This is a genomic window from Pseudomonas sp. PvP001 (assembly GCF_040546375.1).
GTDB classification, from domain to species: Bacteria; Pseudomonadota; Gammaproteobacteria; order Pseudomonadales; family Pseudomonadaceae; genus Aquipseudomonas; species Aquipseudomonas coleopterorum.
Genome location: NZ_JBEPNQ010000001.1, coordinates 4,553,696 through 4,572,902 on the forward strand (window position 1 = coordinate 4,553,696; position 19,207 = coordinate 4,572,902).

Consider the following 19,207-nt stretch of genomic DNA (forward strand, 5'->3'; position numbering starts at 1 on the left):
GCGATTCGAAGCCTATGACATTCGATTAAATAAGGCTCAGCCCAGCAAGCTTTCGTAGGGAATGTTCATCCCGACATGCAGGCGCTTGATCATCGCAAGACTCAAGGAGCGTTTGGCGTTCAATACCTCAGACACACGCCCACTCGAGCCGATGAAGGGCTCCAGATCGCGCATGCTCAGGCCTTGCTGGTGCATTCGAAATTTTATCGCCTCGATAGGATCGGACGGACCGATAGGGTAATACTGGTCTTCGTATTTCTCGATGAGTATCGCGAGAACTTCCAATTCATCGGCACGAGCAGTACCAGGCTGCGCACCCCACAGCTCTTCCATGCGAGCGAATGCGTTCTGAAGGTCTGTCTCGTTACGGATGGGTTTGAGATTCATCAGATGGTCTCCACGTCGATCTGGTCATAATGGGCATGAGTGCCAATGAACTTAACCCATGCAATCTGGTGGTTGTAGTCGATCGCTACGACCAAGCGATACTTGTTGCCTGCTACGTTGAAAACGACCCTGCCTGCTTTGATGATGCTTGCTGTACCGATCTCGGCTTTTAGTGCCTGAGGGGAAAGCCAGCTGGCGTTGATCATGAGATTGTGCCACTCGATCAACGGCCGCTGCGCGTCACCGTGTCCGTTCCGCTCCCAGAATTCTCGCAGTGTTCGCTTGGCGATGACTCTCATGATAAATGCGGATCTCCCTTTTTGGGAGGATTTTCTGGTTCAATTGCGTGAGGGTCAAGTGTCGTTCTGGTGCCGGATGTGTATTGACCTACCCCATTGCACCGCCAGTACTGTCGCTGAGCCAACAGCGGAGCGACAGGTTGCATCATAACGATCGCTCCTTTGCTGCCAAATGCCCTGCCTATGGTGTTTCACCCTTGGCACGATAGCTGCTCAAGCCCCTGCGAGCGCGACTATACGAATAGAGGCTCATCATCTTTTCGTAGCGTTCAGGAGCTTCATCCATGGATTCAACATCGGGCCGCAAGCCCAGTGGTTCATATCGCGCTTTTGTATCGAGCGGCGTGGCACTGCTCACCGCCACCAGTTTGGGTCTGGCCCACGCCGAGGACACCCAGCTGTCCACGGTGGTGGTGACGGGCGCGGCGCGCAGCGAGGCGCAAAAGGCCAGGGTCGAATTGGACAAGACTCCCGGTACCACCGCAGTCGTCGATATGAAAGAAGTCGAGAAAGGCCGCCCTTCCAACGCCGAAGACGTACTCGCGCTGCAACCGGGCGTGTTCGCGCAGGCTACCAGTGGCACCGGTGCGAACAAGATTTCGATTCGCGGTTCGGGTTTGAATACCTTCTATCAGGGCTATGCCTTGGGCATCAAATTCCTTTACGACGGACTGCCGATCACCGGGCCAGGCGGGACTCAGGAAGACCTGCTGAACATGGCCGCAGTCGATCACACCGAAGTGCTGTACGGCGCCAATGCCTTCAAGCACACGGCGCTGTCGCTGGGTGGCGCGATCAACTTCGTCAGCCGCACCGGACGCACGTCCCCAGGCAACTACGCACGGTTCGAAGTGGGCAGTTTCGGCTACCGCAAACAGCAACTAAGCATCGGTGGCGTGGTCGCCGACAGCGATTACTACGTCAGCGTGCTGCACAATGAACGCGACGGCTATCAGGACAACACGGCCAACAAGGGCCGCGACCTGATTGCCAACTTCGGTCATGTGTTCAGCCCCAAACTGGAAACGCGCTTCTTCCTGCGCTACCGGGAAGAACAGCTCACCAATGGCAACACCCTGACCCGAGCCCAGCTCAAGCACGATCCGCGCAGCAACGACGTCCCCACTGGTCGCAAGAAGGACGGCACCACCTTGCTGGGCAGCAATACCACCTACAGGTTCGACGACGACTCGACCCTGGAAGTGGGCCTGGGGTACAACGACTACCCGTTGCTCAACGGCTGGCGTTATTCGGTTTCGCCACAGGACTGGCGCTCCAAGGACACCAGCGTGGTGCTGCGCTATCGTCGCGCCCACGACGAACTGTTCGGCCTGCCCAGCGATAGCAGCATCACCTTCAGCAATACCCTGGCCTACCTGGGCGATGTCAAATCCCACAGCCGCAGCACCGGCCAACTGTTGCAGTACACAAAGTACACCGGCTCGCGCGACAGCGTGCTGGCGCTGGGCAACGAGCTACAGCTCAACGACAGGACCTGGCTGTCCACGGGGCTTTCGTTCATCAACATCAAGCGCAAGGCCGAGATCGAATACACCACCGGGGTGAACACCAGCGAGTTTCCCGATGGCGTGAACTACTCCGAATGGGACACTGCGCCGCGGCTGGGCCTGCGGTACGAACTGACGCCGCGACATCCAGCTGTTCGGCAACGTCAGCCGCTCCATCGACCCGCCCGTGACCTGGCAGCTGGGCAGCACCGGTTCGCCGTTCATACGCAACGTGAAACCCCAGAAGGCCACCACGGCCGAGCTGGGCGTACGTGCCAGTGCCGGGATTTTCGATGGCAGCCTGACGCTCTATCGCTCCTGGATCGATGACGAGATCCTGTCCGTGGTGGTGCGTCAGGCCTCGGCCAGCCAGGACCAACTGGTGGCTTCGTCCAACGCCAGCCCGACCATTCACCAAGGCGTCGAGGCGGGCTTGAATGCGCTGCTGTGGGAAGGCGACAACGGCGACACGCTGAACCTGCGCCAAGCCTACACCTTCAACGATTTCTACTATCGCCACGACAACACCTTCGGCGGCAACGAACTGCCCAGCCTGCCACGCCACGTGTACTAAGCCGAGCTTCAGTACCAGCAAGCCGGAGGCTTCTACGCCCAACTCAACCTGCGTTCGGCCTCCAGTTACTTCATCGACTACGCCAACAGTTTCAGCGCGCCGTCCTACACCATCCTCGGCGCCCGCGTAGGCTTCGAAGCCCCAAGCAAACGCTGGGACGTGTTCCTGGACATGCGCAACCTGACCGACGAACGCTATGCCACCGCAGCCAACACCACCTACGACGCCCGCGGGCAGGATTCGGCCAATTTCTACCCGGGGGATGCGTTCAATGTCACGACTGGCGTTGCGTTTCGGTTTTGAGTGACCGATTCTGCATTACGCATCCCGCTCCGAATGGCTAGGGTGCGCCACTCAAAGGAACCTTACACGTACCGATCCACGATGAGGCGATTACATGCAGGAAACGGAATTCCGAGCAGTTGAACTGCAAGGCAGCCAGGGCAAAGCCATATTCACGGAGGGGCAGCTGCCTTTCCTGACGGCCCGTGTTCAGATTGTGGCGCCTGAGCCCGCCCTGGCACAGCTCCTGGCGGACGCCTTGAACGCGAGTTACGAAACCCACCGTCTGTTTCTGGTTTGGAGTAGGCCCCGCTGGGAGCTGACCGATACGCTGGACACCCTGCAGCGAGCGCAGAGCGATTTCGTCCGCGACGATGCGGAGAAAAAGTGCTTCCTGCTGACTCGCGAGCACCCGCAGCAACTGGTGGGGTGTATCGGCTTCACCCCCAAGACCGATGGCTCACACGAAATAGGCTACTGGGCGAACCAATCACTCCAGGGCCGGGGTTTGATGCGCGAAGCATTGACGGCACTGATCGCCCAGCTGCCTGGAACACGTTTGTACCTGACGACGTCTTCGGCCAACGCCGCCAGCCGCCGGCTCGCGGAGTCGGTCGGGTTTCGCCTGGTTCGCACCCTGGTCGGTGATCGTCGATCCGATGTCTTCGGGGTGTGTGACACGCTGGTGTTCAACTGGCCCGTAGTGCGGCCTGCAGCATTGGAAGATGCGGCGCAGATCGCCGGTGTGCATATTCGCAGTTGGCAGCAGGCGTACCGTGATTTGATGAGAGTCAAGCTTATCTGGACGGACTGGACCAGACCCTGCTGCAGAGACAGGCACACTGGGAACAGAGCATCACGGGGCACGATTCGCAAGTGCAGGTCGCCTCGTTGGCGGACGCTGTCGTCGGCTGGATATCGTTCGGGCCCAGCCGCGATCACGATGCAGACCCTCAGCGGGTAGGCGAAGTGATGGCTGTGTATGTACTGGCCGAACACTGGGGCTCCGGAGTAGGGCGGCGATTATGGCTGGCAGCCCTTGCTCGGCTGGCCGAGCAGGGCTATGAAAAAGTCACGCTGTGGGTACTGGTCGAAAACGTACGGGCGATCAGGTTTTATCAAGCCGCTGGACTTGCCGAGGAGCCGGAAACACGACGGACGCTCGAACGCGGCGGGATGAAATTGCAAGAAGTCCGGTACAGCGGCCGTCTTTGAGTGAGCGAGGTAGGTTTCATGCAGTTGTATGTCGTTCGTCATGGCGAAACATGGGCCAATGCCGAGCATCGGTATCTAGGATCACTGGATCCTGCACTTACCGAGCGTGGTCGCCAGCAGGCGGCCACGCTGGAGAGGCAATTGCCTGAAAATCTGCACGTTCTTGTTACTTCACCACGTGTAAGAGCGGTGCAGACGGCGAGCATTCTCAATCAGCGGCTCGGGCTCTTGCCCGAAGTCATGGAGAGCTTTCGAGAGCGTGATGTCGGGGTCTTCGAAGGACTGACACAAGCCGAGGCCATGGAGCGATATCCGCAACTCTGGGCATGCAACATTACTCGGCGGTGGGACAGGGCGCCTACCAACGGTGAGTCTATCGTGGAAGTGGTGACCCGCGTGAGGGCAGGCCTGATCGAACTGGAAACTCGATATCCGTCCAAGTCGGTATTGTTGGTCGCGCATGGCTTCGTCGCCAAGGTGATTCGGGGGCTGGCCAAAGCAGATCTCGCCGATTTCTATCAATGGCAGCTGCCGAACGGCAGCCTGTTGACCTTTGAAGATTTCGGTGTCCCGGTCTTCGACAAAGCTGCACTTGAAGCTTCTTTGCCTTCACCCTGAAGTTCACGTCGTCGCAATTTGACGACCAGGAACATCATTGGCTGGAAGCATCCTCCTGAACCCCGTCGATGGTCAGCAGTTGCGCCAGTATCTGCTTGGCCTGCGCGCCTGAAGTACGTTTGAGTTCGATGGTAATGCTGTCGGTGTCGTCACGGTTGCCTTTTTCGACGATGAACTGTCTGACCTTGCCCGCGCGGTGGCCACCACCTCGCTGACCTTTTTCAGGGACAGCGTCTGCGATGGCGCGATCAGTTTAATGACGTGGACTTGCACGCGGTTGCGGTAGACCCGCTCCATGGGTTTTATGGCGATTAGGATCACCAGAATGATAAAGGTGGCGGCGGTGCTGACCACGTACAGCCCACCGCCTACCGACAGGCCGATGGCGGCGACCGTCCAGAGGCTGGCCGCCGTGGTGAGTCCGCGAATCACTTCGCCGCGCAGCAGGATCGAGCCGGCGCCCAGGAAACCGATACCTGAAACCACCTGCGCCGCCACCCGCGAGGGGTCGAGTTCGGTGTGCGCCATGGCCAGGGCATCCTGAAAGCCGAACGACGATACGATCATGAGCAGGCACGAGCCCACGCACACCAGCATGTGAGTACGCAGACCTGCGGCCCACAGCAGCCGCTCGCGTTCGAGCCCGATCAGGCTGCCGAGCAGGGCAGCCAGCAGCAGGCGGATACACATTTCCCAATCGGTGAGCATGGTTGACCTCCTTGGTAAGGGTGAAGCCCGCCGTCGATGGCGTCGGGTTCCAAATTGACGATAGGCATGCTGACGACTCCAGGCGCTTATTGTTCACGATAAATAGGTGAAGAATTCTTCGCGGACGATGATCACGCCCGCCAATGAGTGCGATTGTATTTTTTGTAGGAGCGGTCCGCGGCCGCGAAAGGATCGCTGCGGTGTGTCAGGCAAGTTGCGGTAAAGCCTTCGCGGCCGATGACCGCTCCCACGGATGATCGATATCAGGTGTTTGTTGACAGGGCTGTAGTGAAGTTTCAAGTGTTCGAATCAAGGCAGTTATCCATCAGCAAGTGTGTGCTGGCAGCCACTTCGCCGCTCAAATGTAGGGTTTTAACGAGTTTCAGCCGCTCAATATCTGGCACGCTCTCTGCTATCACCCTGTTGCCAATAAATAAGCACCGTCTTTATTCAGGGCGGTGTTATATGAGTCAAGCAGGAGCAGGGAATGAACGGGGAAGTCATTGCAACAACGACGGCACGCAGTCGCTTGCCGTCGGCGCTGGGCGCTGGGGCGACATTGCTGTTTATCGGCCAACTTCATGCCGCACCCGTCAGCGAATCCGCCGAGCAGAAGCCGACCAGTCAACTCAGTACCGTAGTTGTTCAAGGTGCAAGACTGGACGAGGGTCAACGCGCCGAAACGGCTTTGAAGGAAGTGGCGGGTGGGGTCAACTATGTCGATTCGGCGACCATCGAAAAGGGGCGCGTGTCGACCAGTACCGATATCTTCGCTCTGCAGCCCGGTGTAATCGCCACGCAGGGTGGTGGCAGTAACGACGGCACACGGATTTCCATTCGTGGGTCGGGTATCAACAAGGGCGTGGGTTATTTTCGCGCCGGCATCTTCTACCTGTTCGACGGCCTGCCGGTGTCCGGGCCTGGCGGTACCCCCTACGAACTGTTCGAGCCGCTGGGCCTGAGCCATACCGAAGTGCTGCGCGGCGGCAATGCTTTCGATATCGGCTCGTTGTATCTGGGCGGTGCGATCAACTACGTGACCAAGACCGGCTACAATTCCGCGCCCTTGCAAGTGCGCTATGAAGCCGGTAGTTACGGCTATCAAAAGCGTCAGATCAGTTCAGGGCAAGTGCTGGGCCCGCTCGACTATTACGTCAGCCTCACCGACTCGGCGTCGGACGGCTTTCAGGATCAAACCCAAGGCAAGAGCGCCGGTTTCGCCGGCAACGTCGGCTACCAGTTTTCGCCGCAGTTGAAATCCCGTCTCTACTACCGCTATCGCACCACCGATAACGAGACGCCTGGTTACATCACCCGCGCGCAACTCAAGGACGATCCCGAGCAGGCCAACCCGGCTAGTGTGAACGTGCGCGCGCATCGCAAACAGCCAGGTTCGACTTGGGTAGCGAGCAAGACCCAATACACCTTCGATGACGATTCCAATCTGGAAGTGGGATTGGTCTACCACGACTATCCAATCGACGCGCGACAGGGCGTCAACCGCACGACCTGGGGCTTCAGCGATTATTCCGCCAGTTTGAAATACGACCGCCTGGACACGTTGTTCGGCAAGAACAGCATCACCCGATTCAACGCCCTGCGGACCGAGCATTTGAATGCATACGCCAAGACCAAGGTGCGGATTCCTTCCGGTATCACCGCCAACCTGCCGTCCGGGGCGTTGGTGCGCAAGGCTGAGTACGAAGGCTCCGACACCGTGTTGAGCGCCAGCAATGAAACCGAGTGGATCGACAACACACTATGGTTGAGCGCAGGCCTTTCCGCCGTGGAGTTCCAGCGCAAGGCCAAGGTGTCGTATCCGGTGGGCGGCGAGGCCGACAACCCCAACAACCCCATCGAAAAGAACGACTGGGAGTTTGCGCCCAGGGTGGGCGTGCGTTATCAGATCAACCCCAACTGGCAGCTGTTTGGTAACCTCAGTCGCACGGTCGAGGCCCAGCAGTCGTGGGCTTATGTATCCGGGGCGCAGGTGTTCACGTCCGGGCCGGCCACCGGACTCAACTCCGGTGGACAGAAACTTGAACCGCAGATTGCCGATACGTTGGAATTCGGCACCCGTGGGCAGTTCGGCAACAACAACTGGGACCTGACGTTCTATCGGTCCCACGTGCAGGATGAGCTGCTCTCGGTGATCATCAGAGAGGCCACGTCCACCGCCGATGCGCTGACCTCCGAATACAACGCCAGCAAGACCATTCACCAGGGTGTGGAACTGGGTCTGGATTCTGTGCTGTACCAGAACGATGGCGATTCGTTGCACCTGCGTCAGTCCTATACCTACAGCGACTTTTTCTACCGCGATGATGAGCAGTTCGGCAGCAATCGGTTGCCCGGCATTCCCAAACACAATTACCAGGCTGAACTGCGTTACGACTTCAGCAATGGCGTTTATGTGGGCGTGAATACGTACTACGCCTCCAAGACACCGGTGGATTTTGCCAACACCAAGGACGCCGGCTCCTACAACCTGTGGGGCGCGATACTGGGCTGGGATTCGCCGAAGAAGGATTGGAATGTCTATCTGGACCTGCGCAACTTGACCGACGAGAAGTACGCCGCCTCCATCAGCCCGACGTTCAATGCCAACGGCAACGATGTCAGGGCGATCATTCCGGGGGATGGTATAGGTGCGTATGCGGGGGTGCAGTACAGCTTCCGGTAATTCAATGATTACCGTAGGAGCGGTCATTGGCCGCGAAGAGGGCACCGCGGTGTATCAGGCATACCGCATTGCGCCATTCGCGGCCACGGACCGCTCCTACGGGAGCGTTGGCCTGGCGTAGGAGCGGTCATCGGCCGCGAAAAGGGCGCTGTGGTGTATCAGGCATACCGAATCGCGCGCTTCGCGGCCACGGACCGCTCCTACGGGGGGCTATTTCTCAAAAGTGTTGCTGGGGCAGCAGTCACTAAGCAGTTGCGGCCATTTCAAACATCCCGCCGCTACCTGATATCAATAAAGTTCCCTGTTCAGGGCACTTGGTGATTGGCACGAACACTGCAATCTATAACTTTATCGATGACGTCGCAGACTTCATCACCCGAGTCCGACTATACCAATAGAAGCTCGCCTTATATTCATTGGGTGGGAGCAACGCCGTTGAAGTTACATGCCTTTACGCCGTCATGGAACAATCGGCGCAGCAGCGCTTTTCGCTATACCGAACTTGCCTCAGGCCTGGGTGCCTGCCTGTTGTTCAACGTCACGCCGGCGCTGGCCGATACGGCCGAGCAACGCTTGCAAACGGTCACCGTGCAGGCGGCCAAGGCGACACCGGTCGAGCAGGCGCGGGCCAGGCTTGCAGAAGTGCCCGGTAGCACCAGCCTGGTCGACCAGGCCGAGGTCAACAAGGGCCGTTCGGCCAGCCTCGAAGACACCCTGGCCTATCAGCCCGGCGTGTACGCGCAGTCGGCGGGGGGCAATGACGCGATCAAGATTTCCATCCGTGGTTCCGGCGCGAATGCTTCGCCTGGCTACTTTCGCGAAGGCACCAAGTTTCTCTTCGACGGCTTGGCCCTGACTGGCGCCGGAGGCACGCCGTACGAACTGCTGGACGGGCAGGGCCTGCAGTACACCGAGATCCTGCGCGGCGCCAATGCGTTCGAGTACGGCGCCTTGTCGTTGGGCGGTGGCATCAACTTCATCACCCACACCGGCTACAGCGCGCCGGGCAGCCAGATCAAGCTCGAAGGGGGCAGTTTCGGCTGGCAGAAACAGACCCTGCGCACCGGTGGTGTGGTGGGCGATGCGGATTACTTCGTCAGCGTCGACAACGCTCGACGCGATGGCTATCAGGATTACACCTTCAGCAAGTCCCAGGGCGTGGTGGGCAATTTCGGCTACCGCTTCAGCCCGAAGCTGCAGACCCGCCTGATCGTGCGCTACCGCGAGGAATTCCACGAGAATGCCGGGGCCTTGACCCGCGCCCAGCTCAAACACGACAGCACCCAGACCAATGCGGCCACCCGCACCAGCCGCGGCGATTCCACCAAACGCGGGTCGACCTGGGTAGCGAGCAAGACCACCTACACCTTCGACGACGACGCGACCCTGGAATTCGGCATCGGCTACCACGACTACCCGCAGATCCTCAATCGGCGCAGCCCGGTCAACCCGAATTACTGGGACTGGAGCGACCTCAACGCCTCGCTCAAATACACCCGCAACGATCAACTGTTCGGGCTTGACAGCACCACCACGCTGGGCTTCACCAGCACCGAGCACCTGAATGCGGGCGCCAAGACCTACCGTGGTGACAAGGACCTCGGCATCCTGCAGAAGAACGTCAAGTACGACGGCTCATCCGACCGTGTCTTCACCGTGGGCAACGACTTGGGGCTGACCGACCGGTTGTACCTGAGCACCGGCGTTTCGGCGATCCAGATCGAGCGCGACATCGACGTGACGTTCAGCGACCGAGCCAACACCAGCGGCTTCCCCACGCGCTACGACTATGACGATTGGTCCCTGGCACCGCGGGCGGGGCTGCGTTACGAGCTGACCCCGAACCTGCAGCTGTTTGGCAACGTCAGCCGCTCCATCGACCCGCCCAGCTCGTGGTCGATCTCCAATTCCGGGGTGACCAACAACTACATCAAGCCATTGGTGCCGCAGACCGCCAATACCGTGGAGTTCGGTATCTGCGGCCAGTCCGAGCGCTTCGACGGCAGCCTGGTGCTGTACCGCTCCTGGATCAAGAACGAACTGCTGACGACCCAGATAGCCGCCGCCACTGGCAACACTGCGGCGATCGTCACGACCTCAAACGCCACCCCGACCATTCACCAGGGCATCGAAGCGGGGCTGACCACGCGGCTCTGGCAGGGCAGCAATGGCGACGTCCTGAGCTGGCGCCAGGCTTACACGCTGAACGACTTCCACTATCGCCACGACCCCTCGTTCAGCAGGAACGAACTCCCCGGTTTGCCCAAGCACATCTACCAGGCCGAGCTGCAATACCAGTACGCCAACGGCTTCTACGCAGGCGTCAACGTCCGGTCCGTGTCCAGCACGGCGGTGGACTATGCCAATACCTTCAACGCGCCGTCCTACACGATTTTCGGCGCACGCCTGGGCTATGACGCACCGAGCAAGCAGTGGCAGGCCTACGTGGACCTGAAGAACCTGGGTGACAAGGACTACGTGACCGCCATCGTGCCCGGCTACAACGCGCAGGGGCAGGACACGGCCGCGCTCTATCCGGGGGATGGCTTCGGCGCGTTCACCGGTGTGACCTACAACTTCTGATGGCTGCCCGCTCATGACTTTCGTGTTTCTCAGAACAGCACTGGTCGGCACCATGCTCGTGCTTTCGGCGTGCTCACCCGGCACCGAAGCCCCCAGTGCGCCGGTCACCCGCGCGCCCAGCACCGATGGTATCGTCGACGGCGACCTGATCAGCTATCCCGCCAGCGACTACCACGAAGCCGGGCCGGGCAAGCGCGGCGGTACCCTGCGGGTGACCACCGCGGCCGACACCGGCACCTTCGATGTGCATTCCATTTCCCATGGCAACGTGCAGTGGCTTGGGCGGGTGCTCTACGACTGCCTGGTCTATCAGGACGAGCAGGGCAACGTCTCGCCCTGGCTGGCCAAGTCGTGGGAGGTGTCGGACGACGGCCTGACCTACACCTTCCACCTGCGCGAGGGCGTGACTTTCAGCGATGGCGAGCCCTTCAACGCCCAGGCAGTGAAGATCAACCTCGAGCACATGCGCGATCCGGCCACCAAATCACCGCTGGCTGCGGCCTACATCGCGCCCTATGTGCAGGGGCGAGTGCTCGACGAGTACACCTTCGAGGCCACCTTGCGCGAACCCTACTCGCCGTTTCTCGACGTGCTGGCGCAGTCCTGGCTGGGGATGATCTCGCCGAAGCAGATTCTCGAGGCGCCGAAATCGATAGCCGAGCATCCGGTCGGCTCCGGACCGTTCGTGCTGCACAGCTACACCCGCGACCAGGGCGCGGTGTTCGTGCGCCGCGAAGGCTATGACTGGTCGCCGCCGGTCACACGCCACCAGGGCGAAGCCTACCTGGATCGCATCGAGCTGAGTTTCGTGCCCGAGGCGATGATCCGCTTCACCTCACTGGAGGCCGGACAGTCCGACCTGACCCTGGACGCGCCGCCGCAGAATGCCAAGGGCATTCGCGAGTCGACGGCGCTGACCCTGCGCAGCCGCATTCGCAAGGGCAATCCGTTTCGCAGCCTGACCTTCAACGTGGAAAGGGCACCGTTCGACGATGTGCGCGTGCGTCGTGCGGTGGCCAAGGGGATCGATCGCGAGGGCCTGGCCTGGATCATCGGTTTCGGCGAGTTCCGGCCCAAGGCTGATTTTCTCGCCGCCAATACGCGCTATTACGACCCGGCCTACAAAGATGTGCTGGCCTACGACCCCAAGGCGGCCAACGCCGCGCTCGATGAGGCGGGCTGGTCTGCGCGCGACGCTGAGGGGTATCGCACCCGCAATGGGCAGCGGCTGGGGGCGACGCTGTTGGCCACCGAGAGCCCAAGCTTCTCCAGCGCCGTGGCGGTGGCGATTCAGGCGGACCTGAAAAAGCTCGGCTTCCAGCTGCGCATCGAATTGCTGCCGGTGGCCCAGGCCACCGACCGCCGCTATGCCGGCGATTTCCAGATCATCGGCGGCGGTTACTGGCACACCAATACGCCGGACGGCCTGTACATCCTCTACCACAGCGACTCCATCACCTCGGAAAAACGCATCGGCCAGAACGCCGGTCGCTTTCGCGATGCCGAGCTGGATCGACTGTTGGCCGCGGCACGGCGCAGTCACGATCCGGCGCAGTTGCAACCGCTGTACAGCAAGGCACAGCAGCGTCTGGCCGAGTTAGTGCCGGTGGTGCCGTCGTTCGAGAGCCATGTGCTGGTGGCGTATTCCAAACGCCTTGCCGGGGTGATCTTCGACACCTCCCACAACACCGTTTTCCTGCCCAGCCTGTGGCTGCAACCGGAGGCTGAATGAACAGTATCGCAATCAGGATTTTCTGGCGGCTGCTGGCCGGTGTCGGGGTGCTGTGGGGCGCGGCCAGCCTGACCTTTCTGGCCATCAACCTCAGCGGTGGCGACCCCGCACTGGCCATTCTCGGCGGCCCGGAATCCATGCCGACCCCGGAGATGATCGTGCGGGTGCGCGCCGAGTATGGCCTCGATCAGCCGCTGATCGTGCAGTACGGCCACTACATCGCTCGCCTGGCCCAGGGCGATCTGGGCGAGTCCTATCGCCTGCGCATTCCGGTCACGCGGGCGATTGGCGCACAGATCGGCGCCACGGTGCAGCTGTCGATCTGCGCGGCGCTGGTGGCCGTGCTGCTGTCGGTCATTAGCGCGATCACCACGGCCAAGCGCAGCCCGTGGGTGCGCTCGCTGGTGTCGGGAACCGAGTTGGTGCTGTCGTCGGCGCCCTCGTTCGTCATCGGCATCCTGTTGCTGCTGGTGTTCGCCTTTCACTGGCATGTACTGCCACCTTCGGGGTCGGGCAGCTGGCAGTCGCTGATCCTGCCGACCCTGGCCCTGGCCCTACCACTCGCCGCCGTACTGACCCAGGTGCTGCGTCAGGAGCTGGAAGACATCCTCGACCAACCCTTCATCGCCATGGCGCGCGCCCGGGGCATGTCCGAAACCGGCGTGCGCCTGCGCCATGCCCTGCGCCATGCGCTGGTGCCACTGGTGACCCTGGCCGGTTTCGTGTTCGCCAGCCTGCTGGGCGGGGCGGTGATCGTGGAGTTGCTGTTTTCCCGCCAAGGCATCGGCCGGCTGATGCTCGATGCCGCCAATGCCAAGGACGTGCCCATGGTCTTGGGCATCACCCTGTTGGCGGCGGCGATCTATGTGGCGGTGAACCTGGTGGTGGACCTGATCAACCACTGGGTCGACCCGCGAGTGAAGCCCGCATGACCCGAATTTTCATGGCTGCTCGGCAGCCCGATGACGCAAGGAATGATCATGAGTGTTGAACAGCGTACCGGCGGTTTTCCGCTGGCTTCCGACTACGCCCGCCTGCGGGCCCCCTTTGCCGAGATCTTCGCGCGCATCGAGGACACCGCGCTGGCCCGCGAGCAGCATCGCGAGCTGGCCTTCGATGCGGTGAACTGGCTGCGCGAGGCCGGCTTCGGCGCGCTGCGCGTGCCTCACGAGCAGGGCGGCGGTGGCGCCAGCCTGCCGCAATTGTTCGAGCTGCTGATCGAGCTGGCCGAGGCTGATTCCAACCTGCCGCACATCCTGCGCGCGCATTTCGGCTTCGTCGAAGGCCGCCTGTCCCGCGACGAAGCCGAGTCCCAGGCGTACTGGCTGGGCAAGGTGGTCGCCGGTGACCTGTGGGGCGCCGCCATGGCCGAGCGCACCGACACCAGCAAGCAGAGCGTGACCCTCACGGCCGAAGGTGAGCAGCGCTGGCGCCTGGACGGCAAGAAGTTCTACTGCACCGGCACCCTGTACGCCGACTGGATCGCCGTGTCGGCGCTGACCGGTGAGGACTTCGTCAGCGTCTCGGTGCCGACCAACGCGCCCGGCGTGAGCCGCGATGACGACTGGGACGGCTTCGGCCAGCGCCTGTCGGGCAGCGGCACCACGCGTTTCGACAATGTCCCGGTGCCGTCCGAGTACGTGTTGCGCCGCTATGCAGCCGGCGAGCAGCGTCCCGAGTCCTACATTTCGGCGTTCTATCAGCTGTTTCACCTGGCGACCCTGGCCGGGATCGCCAGGGCGGTGCTGCGCGATGCCAGCGAGTTCGTTCAGGGCCGGACCCGCGCCTTTGGCATGCCGGGCCAGTCCAGCCCCAAGGAAGATCCACTCGTACAGCGCGTCGTCGGTCGCCTGTCGAGCCTGGCCTATGCCGCGCAGACCCAGGTGCTGGCGGTCGCCCAGGTGTTGCAGAACGTCTACGAGGCCGAACGTGCCGGGCAGGCCAGTGAAGCCCATTACACCGAGGCCGAAGTGCGCGCCTTTCAGGCTCAGCAGATCGTGCTGGAGCAGGTGCTGGAGGCCACCACGCTGTTGTTCGAAGTCGGCGGCGCCTCGGCCACCAGCCAGTCGCGGCGCCTGGACCGGCACTGGCGCAACGCCCGCACGCTGGCCTCGCACAACCCGGCGATCTACCGCGAGCGGGCGCTGGGTAACTACTACCTCAACGGCATCAGCCCGAATGCCGCCTGGCGCGCCTCGCAGGCCGCGCACGACGCCGCCCAGTCCGAACCCGACGCTGCGCTGCACGACGAAGCCAGCGCCGTCTGAACCGTTTCCAAGGAACCGTCATGAGCCCCAAACCGCAAATGAGCATCGGCATGAACATCCTCGGCTTCGGCGCCCACGCAGCCGCTTGGCGGGCGGAGGAGGTGCCGGCCAATGCCTATCTGGACGCCGAGTATTACTGCAACATCGCGCGCATCTCCGAACGCGGCACGCTGGATGCGATCTTCCTCGCCGACGGTCCCGCGCTGGGCGGCGACGTGGCGCAGCACCCGGCCGGTCGCCTGGAGCCCACCGTGCTGCTGACCGCCGTGGCGCTGGCCACGCAACGCATCGGGGTGATCGCCACCGCGTCCAGCACCTACAACGATCCGTTCAACCTGGCGCGGCGCTTCTCTTCGCTGGACCACATCAGCGGCGGCCGGGCGGCCTGGAACGTGGTGACCAACGCCGGCGATGCCGCCGCGCAGAACTTCGGTCTGGCCGGCGCGCCGCTGCATGTGGACCGCTACGCCCGCGCCGACGAATTCATCGACATCACCCTCAAGCTGTGGGACAGCTGGGAAGACGACGCGATCATCGGCGATGCCGCCAGCGGCCGTTTCGCCGACCCGACCAAGGTGCACACACCCAACTTCGTCGGCGAGCACTTTTCGGTCAAGGGCCCGCTCAACCTGCCGCGCTCGCCCCAGGGCCGACCGGTGCTGGTGCAGGCCGGCTCCTCCGAAGGCGGCAAGGCGCTGGGCTCGCGCTACGCCGATGCGATCTTCACCACCCAGACCACCCTGGAAGACGGCCAGGATTTCTATCAGGAAATGAAACACCGCGCCCGGCAGTGGGGGCGCAATCCGGCGCACCTGAAGATCATGCCGGGCCTGTCGACGGTGATCGGCAGTACCGAAGCCGAAGCCCACGCGCGCTTCGATCGGCTCAACGATTTCCACGGCGAAGAAGGCTTGCTGTATCAGGTGGCGGCGCGCGTCGGCCTGAGCGTGGCCGAGCTGGACCCCGACGCACCCTTGCCCTGGGACAAGATCGGCCCGGTGGCCTCGTTCGAACGCGGCTCGCACGGGTTTCTCGAAGCCCAGCTGAACCTGGCGCGTCGGGAAAACCTCAGCATCCGTCAGTTGTCGCGGCGAATTCTGGTCGGCCACCGCCTGGTGGTGGGCACCCCGGAACAGGTCGCCGACACCCTGGAGCACTGGTTTCTGGCCGGTGCCGCCGACGGCTTCAACATCATGCCGGACATGTTTCCCTCCGGCGTCGAGATCTTCGTCGATGAAGTGGTGCCGCTGCTGCGCCAGCGCGGCGTGTTCCGCCACGAGTACAGCGGCCACACCCTGCGCGATCACCTGGGCCTGCCGTATCCGGCCAGCCAGTACGCACACAGCGCCTGAACCTCTCTCGCCCGCAACGGACCGATTCGAACCATGAACTATCGCACCCTTGGCAACACCGACCTCAACGTCAGCCTGCTCGGCCTGGGCACCATGACCTGGGGTCATCAGAACAGTGAGCAGGAGAACTTCAGTGCGCTGGACATCGAGTTCAGCCCAACCCTGCTGGACAAGATCGCCGAGATCCATCGCGCGACCCCCAACCCGGCGCCTTGATCGGCGCTTGCCGTACGGAGAATCGTCCATGGCAATCAGTTCATCGCCCACGATGCTGGGCCCGGTCCCGGCGGGCACCCTGGACGCCGGCATCGGCCGTCGGCGCGCCCGCACCCGGTTGCGCCCAGGCCTGGTGCTGGCCGGCGCCTTCGTGCTGCTGCTGGTGGTGGCGGCCATCGCCCCAGGCCTGTTGACGTCGAGCGATCCGCTCGATGCCGTGGCGCGCCAGGCGTATCGCGCGCCCGATGCGCTGCACTGGCTGGGCACCGACGAGAATGGCCGCGACGTGTTCAGCCGCCTGATTCACGGCGTGCGACCCTCGCTGCTGCTGGGCCTGGCGGCCACGGCCATGGGGCTGGCACTGGGCACCTTACTGGGCGTGGTGGCAGGCTTGGGTCCACGCTGGCTGGATGCTGCGGTCATGCGCAGCGTGGACGTGCTGCTGGCGTTCCCCGATCTGCTGCTGGCGCTGGTGATCATCACCTTCTTCGGCCAGGGCACCCTGAACCTGATCATCGCCGTCGGCATCGCCAGCGTGCCGCGCTACGCTCGCCTGGTGCGTGCGCAGACCCAGGTGGTGCGCGGCGCAGGCTACGTGGAAGCCGCCACCACCCTGGGCCTGGGGCGCGCCGCGGTGATCGGGCGACACGTGCTGCCCAATGCGATCAAGCCGGTGTTGATCCTGGCCACCATCGGCATTGGCAGCAACATCACCGCAGGCGCGGCGTTGAGCTTCCTCGGCTTCGGTGCGCCGCCGCCTGCGCCGGAGTGGGGGACCATGCTCGCCATCGGCCGCAACTTCCTCGCCAACGCCTGGTGGCTGGTCGCCTGGCCGGCGCTGGCGATCACCTTCACCGTCATTTCGATCACCGCCATCGGCCGTGAACTGCTGCGTCGCAGCGAAGGAAAACGCTTATGAATGCCATTGTCCAGCCAGCGCCGCCGGTCCTCGATGTACAGAATCTGCACGTCGCCTTCCCCGGCCAGGCGCAACCGGTGATCCGCGGCATCAGCTTCCAGTTGCACGCCGGTGAATGCCTGGCGCTGGTGGGCGAATCCGGTTCGGGCAAGAGCGTGACCTCGCGTACCTTGGCCGGGCTGACAGGGGCACACGCTCAGGTCCGCGCCGAGCGCCTGTCGTTCGCCGGGCGGGATCTGCGCACGCTGCGCGAGAAGGACTGGCTGCAACTGCGCGGCGCCCAGTTGGGGTTCGTCATGCAGGATGCGTTGGGTTCCTTGGACCCGCTGCGGCGGGTCGGCCAGGAAATCGCCGAGCCGCTGCGCCTGCACACCGACCTGAAGCGCCAGCAGCGCGATGCGCGGGTCATCGAGCTGTTGCGTTCGGTGGGCGTTCCCGAGCCGGAACTGCGTGCGCGCCAGCATCCGGGCCAGTTGTCAGGAGGCTTGCGCCAGCGTGCCCTGATCGCCTCGGCCATCGCCTGCAACCCGCGCCTGCTAATCGCCGACGAACCCACCACGGCGCTGGACGCCACCGTTCAGGCGCAGGTCATGAGCCTGCTCGAATCACTGCGCGGCGCAGACACGGCCATGCTCATCGTCAGCCATGACCTGGCGGTGGTCGCACGCCTGGCCACCCGGATTGCGGTGATGCATCAGGGGGTGATCGTGGAGCAGGGCAGTGTCGACCAGATTCTGCGCGACCCTCGCCATCCCTATACCCAGAGCCTGCTGTCAGCCGGTACCGCGGTGCATTTTCGCCGCGCCTACGGTGACTCCGCGGCCATTGCCGAGGTACCCCAAGCCGGCGAAGTTCTGCTTCGCGTCGAACACCTGAGCAAGTCGTTCCCAGGTCCGGACGGGCGGGTGCGCAGGGTGGTCGCGGAGGTGTCCCTGCGCCTGGAGCGCGGTCGGACCTTGGGTATCGTCGGCGAATCCGGCTCGGGCAAGACCACACTGACGCGCATGATCCTGGGGCTGGAACGTCCCGACAGCGGCCAGGTGTGGATCAACGGCCAGCGCTGGTCCGATCTCGACAAGGCGCAGCAGGCGAAGGCTCGGCACAGCATTCAGGTGGTGTTCCAGGATCCGCTCAGCTCGTTCGATCCGCGCTACACGGTGCAAAAGGTGCTGTTCGAGGCGTTGCAGGTGGCGGGTCATCCCCGTGCAACGTGGGAGAGCCGGGCCCAGCACTTGCTGGCGTTGGTGAAGATGGACGCTGCGGTACTCGATCGGCGGCCTATCGAGTTGTCCGGAGGCCAACGCCAGCGCATCGCGATCGCTCGCGCGCTGGCGGCCGAGCCGCAGATTCTGGTGTGCGACGAGCCGGTGTCGGCGCTGGACGTGTCGGTGCAAGCGCAGATTCTGGAATTGCTCGACGACCTCAAGAATCGGCTGGGGCTGGCGTGCCTGTTCATTTCCCACGATCTGGGGGTGATCAACCACGTCAGTGACCATGTACTGGTGATGAAGGATGGCGAGGTGGTGGAGGCGGGCGCGGTGCGACAGGTCCTCGACCGCCCGCAACACCCGTACACCCAAGCCTTGCTCAGCGCCGTACCGACCCTGCAGACCGGCGCCCTGCGTGCGCTCACCTATCTGCCCCTGGCAATCTGAGCCGAGCCCTACAGGGTCCGCTCGGCACACCGGACGCGGCTTGCGCCGCTGCTACACGGCGCGCTCGGCACACCGGACGCGGCTCGCGCCGCTGCTACAGGGTCCGCTCGGCACACCGGACGCGGCTTGCGCCGCTGCTACAGGATCCGCTCGGCACACCGGACGCACGGTCCACGCGTTCCTCTGTAGCAGCGGCGCGAGCCGCGTCG

General features: G+C 62.8%; 15 protein-coding genes and 3 pseudogenes. 15 read left to right on the top strand and 3 right to left on the bottom strand.

Annotation, left to right across the window (positions count from 1 at the left end; genetic code table 11):
* Positions 1 to 36 precede the first annotated feature (36 nt).
* Complete coding sequence (locus ABMD26_RS20830) at positions 37 to 387, bottom strand: helix-turn-helix domain-containing protein (protein ID WP_354311537.1); 351 nt, start codon at positions 385 to 387, stop codon at positions 37 to 39.
* Positions 387 to 686 (bottom strand): type II toxin-antitoxin system HigB family toxin, encoded by a 300-nt coding sequence (locus tag ABMD26_RS20835; protein ID WP_354311539.1) that lies wholly within the window; start codon positions 684 to 686, stop codon positions 387 to 389. Before ABMD26_RS20835 ends, ABMD26_RS20830 begins: the two co-directional genes overlap by 1 nt.
* Positions 687 to 1,180: 494 nt before the next feature.
* On the opposite strand from ABMD26_RS20835, the pseudogene ABMD26_RS20840 reads away from it, so the two are divergent.
* The 6 genes and pseudogenes from ABMD26_RS20840 to ABMD26_RS20865 all read left to right on the top strand — a co-directional run.
* Positions 1,181 to 1,420 (top strand): annotated as a pseudogene (locus ABMD26_RS20840) (TonB-dependent receptor plug domain-containing protein); the annotation flags it as partial.
* Between the two features lie 961 nt (positions 1,421 to 2,381).
* Positions 2,382 to 2,768 carry a TonB-dependent receptor domain-containing protein gene (locus ABMD26_RS20845; RefSeq protein ID WP_354311541.1) on the top strand — a complete coding sequence of 129 codons (387 nt, stop codon included), beginning with the start codon at positions 2,382 to 2,384 and terminating at the stop codon, positions 2,766 to 2,768.
* Between the two features lie 171 nt (positions 2,769 to 2,939).
* Positions 2,940 to 3,071: a hypothetical protein gene (locus ABMD26_RS20850; RefSeq protein ID WP_354311543.1), complete on the top strand. Its 132-nt coding sequence runs from the start codon at positions 2,940 to 2,942 to the stop codon at positions 3,069 to 3,071.
* 94 nt (positions 3,072 to 3,165) lie between these two features.
* Positions 3,166 to 3,663 (top strand): annotated as a pseudogene (locus tag ABMD26_RS20855) (GNAT family N-acetyltransferase); the annotation flags it as partial.
* A 72-nt stretch (positions 3,664 to 3,735) separates the two neighbouring features.
* A pseudogene (locus ABMD26_RS20860) lies at positions 3,736 to 4,265 on the top strand (GNAT family N-acetyltransferase).
* An 18-nt stretch (positions 4,266 to 4,283) separates the two neighbouring features.
* Positions 4,284 to 4,883 carry a histidine phosphatase family protein gene (locus ABMD26_RS20865; protein WP_354311545.1) on the top strand — a complete coding sequence of 200 codons (600 nt, stop codon included), beginning with the start codon at positions 4,284 to 4,286 and terminating at the stop codon, positions 4,881 to 4,883.
* Positions 4,884 to 4,955: 72 nt separating this feature from the next.
* Here ABMD26_RS20865 and ABMD26_RS20870 read toward each other — a convergent pair whose 3' ends face one another.
* Positions 4,956 to 5,591, bottom strand: a complete 636-nt coding sequence (locus tag ABMD26_RS20870) for an MgtC/SapB family protein (protein WP_354311547.1) — start codon at positions 5,589 to 5,591, stop codon at positions 4,956 to 4,958.
* Between the two features lie 487 nt (positions 5,592 to 6,078).
* Here ABMD26_RS20870 and ABMD26_RS20875 point away from each other — a divergent pair, with 487 nt between their 5' ends.
* The 9 genes from ABMD26_RS20875 to ABMD26_RS20915 all read left to right on the top strand — a co-directional run bounded on the left by ABMD26_RS20875 (position 6,079) and on the right by ABMD26_RS20915 (position 18,998).
* Complete coding sequence (locus tag ABMD26_RS20875) at positions 6,079 to 8,274, top strand: TonB-dependent receptor family protein (RefSeq protein ID WP_354311549.1); 2,196 nt, start codon at positions 6,079 to 6,081, stop codon at positions 8,272 to 8,274.
* A 435-nt stretch (positions 8,275 to 8,709) separates the two neighbouring features.
* Complete coding sequence (locus ABMD26_RS20880; RefSeq protein ID WP_354311551.1) at positions 8,710 to 10,857, top strand: TonB-dependent receptor family protein; 2,148 nt, start codon at positions 8,710 to 8,712, stop codon at positions 10,855 to 10,857.
* Positions 10,858 to 10,870: 13 nt separating this feature from the next.
* A complete protein-coding gene (locus tag ABMD26_RS20885; RefSeq protein ID WP_354311553.1) occupies positions 10,871 to 12,589 on the top strand; it encodes an ABC transporter substrate-binding protein in 1,719 nt (572 codons plus the stop codon).
* Positions 12,586 to 13,521, top strand: coding sequence for an ABC transporter permease (locus tag ABMD26_RS20890; protein ID WP_354311555.1), 936 nt, complete (start codon positions 12,586 to 12,588; stop codon positions 13,519 to 13,521). The genes ABMD26_RS20885 and ABMD26_RS20890 overlap by 4 nt, the downstream gene beginning before the upstream one ends.
* Positions 13,522 to 13,569: 48 nt before the next feature.
* Positions 13,570 to 14,856, top strand: coding sequence for an acyl-CoA dehydrogenase family protein (locus ABMD26_RS20895; protein ID WP_354311557.1), 1,287 nt, complete (start codon positions 13,570 to 13,572; stop codon positions 14,854 to 14,856).
* Between the two features lie 20 nt (positions 14,857 to 14,876).
* The gene (locus tag ABMD26_RS20900) at positions 14,877 to 16,208 is read left to right on the top strand and encodes an LLM class flavin-dependent oxidoreductase (RefSeq protein WP_354311559.1); all 1,332 of its coding nucleotides are present in this window, start codon (positions 14,877 to 14,879) and stop codon (positions 16,206 to 16,208) included.
* Positions 16,209 to 16,241: 33 nt separating this feature from the next.
* Positions 16,242 to 16,424: a hypothetical protein gene (locus ABMD26_RS22295; RefSeq protein WP_122741984.1), complete on the top strand. Its 183-nt coding sequence runs from the start codon at positions 16,242 to 16,244 to the stop codon at positions 16,422 to 16,424.
* 52 nt (positions 16,425 to 16,476) lie between these two features.
* The gene (locus tag ABMD26_RS20910) at positions 16,477 to 17,343 is read left to right on the top strand and encodes an ABC transporter permease (RefSeq protein WP_354311854.1); all 867 of its coding nucleotides are present in this window, start codon (positions 16,477 to 16,479) and stop codon (positions 17,341 to 17,343) included.
* The gene (locus tag ABMD26_RS20915; protein ID WP_354311561.1) at positions 17,340 to 18,998 is read left to right on the top strand and encodes a dipeptide ABC transporter ATP-binding protein; all 1,659 of its coding nucleotides are present in this window, start codon (positions 17,340 to 17,342) and stop codon (positions 18,996 to 18,998) included. The genes ABMD26_RS20910 and ABMD26_RS20915 overlap by 4 nt, the downstream gene beginning before the upstream one ends.
* Positions 18,999 to 19,207 lie beyond the last annotated feature (209 nt).

Coding starts and splice junctions, on each gene's coding strand:
- ABMD26_RS20830 (WP_354311537.1), bottom strand. CDS start 387: ATGAATCTCAAACCCATCCGTAACGAGACAGACCTTCAGAACGCATTC.
- ABMD26_RS20875 (WP_354311549.1), top strand. CDS start 6,079: ATGAACGGGGAAGTCATTGCAACAACGACGGCACGCAGTCGCTTGCCG.
- ABMD26_RS20900 (WP_354311559.1), top strand. CDS start 14,877: ATGAGCCCCAAACCGCAAATGAGCATCGGCATGAACATCCTCGGCTTC.
- ABMD26_RS20865 (WP_354311545.1), top strand. CDS start 4,284: ATGCAGTTGTATGTCGTTCGTCATGGCGAAACATGGGCCAATGCCGAG.
- ABMD26_RS20910 (WP_354311854.1), top strand. CDS start 16,477: ATGCTGGGCCCGGTCCCGGCGGGCACCCTGGACGCCGGCATCGGCCGT.
- ABMD26_RS20890 (WP_354311555.1), top strand. CDS start 12,586: ATGAACAGTATCGCAATCAGGATTTTCTGGCGGCTGCTGGCCGGTGTC.
- ABMD26_RS20915 (WP_354311561.1), top strand. CDS start 17,340: ATGAATGCCATTGTCCAGCCAGCGCCGCCGGTCCTCGATGTACAGAAT.
- ABMD26_RS20870 (WP_354311547.1), bottom strand. CDS start 5,591: ATGCTCACCGATTGGGAAATGTGTATCCGCCTGCTGCTGGCTGCCCTG.
- ABMD26_RS20835 (WP_354311539.1), bottom strand. CDS start 686: ATGAGAGTCATCGCCAAGCGAACACTGCGAGAATTCTGGGAGCGGAAC.
- ABMD26_RS20895 (WP_354311557.1), top strand. CDS start 13,570: ATGAGTGTTGAACAGCGTACCGGCGGTTTTCCGCTGGCTTCCGACTAC.
- ABMD26_RS20885 (WP_354311553.1), top strand. CDS start 10,871: ATGACTTTCGTGTTTCTCAGAACAGCACTGGTCGGCACCATGCTCGTG.
- ABMD26_RS22295 (WP_122741984.1), top strand. CDS start 16,242: ATGAACTATCGCACCCTTGGCAACACCGACCTCAACGTCAGCCTGCTC.
- ABMD26_RS20850 (WP_354311543.1), top strand. CDS start 2,940: ATGCGCAACCTGACCGACGAACGCTATGCCACCGCAGCCAACACCACC.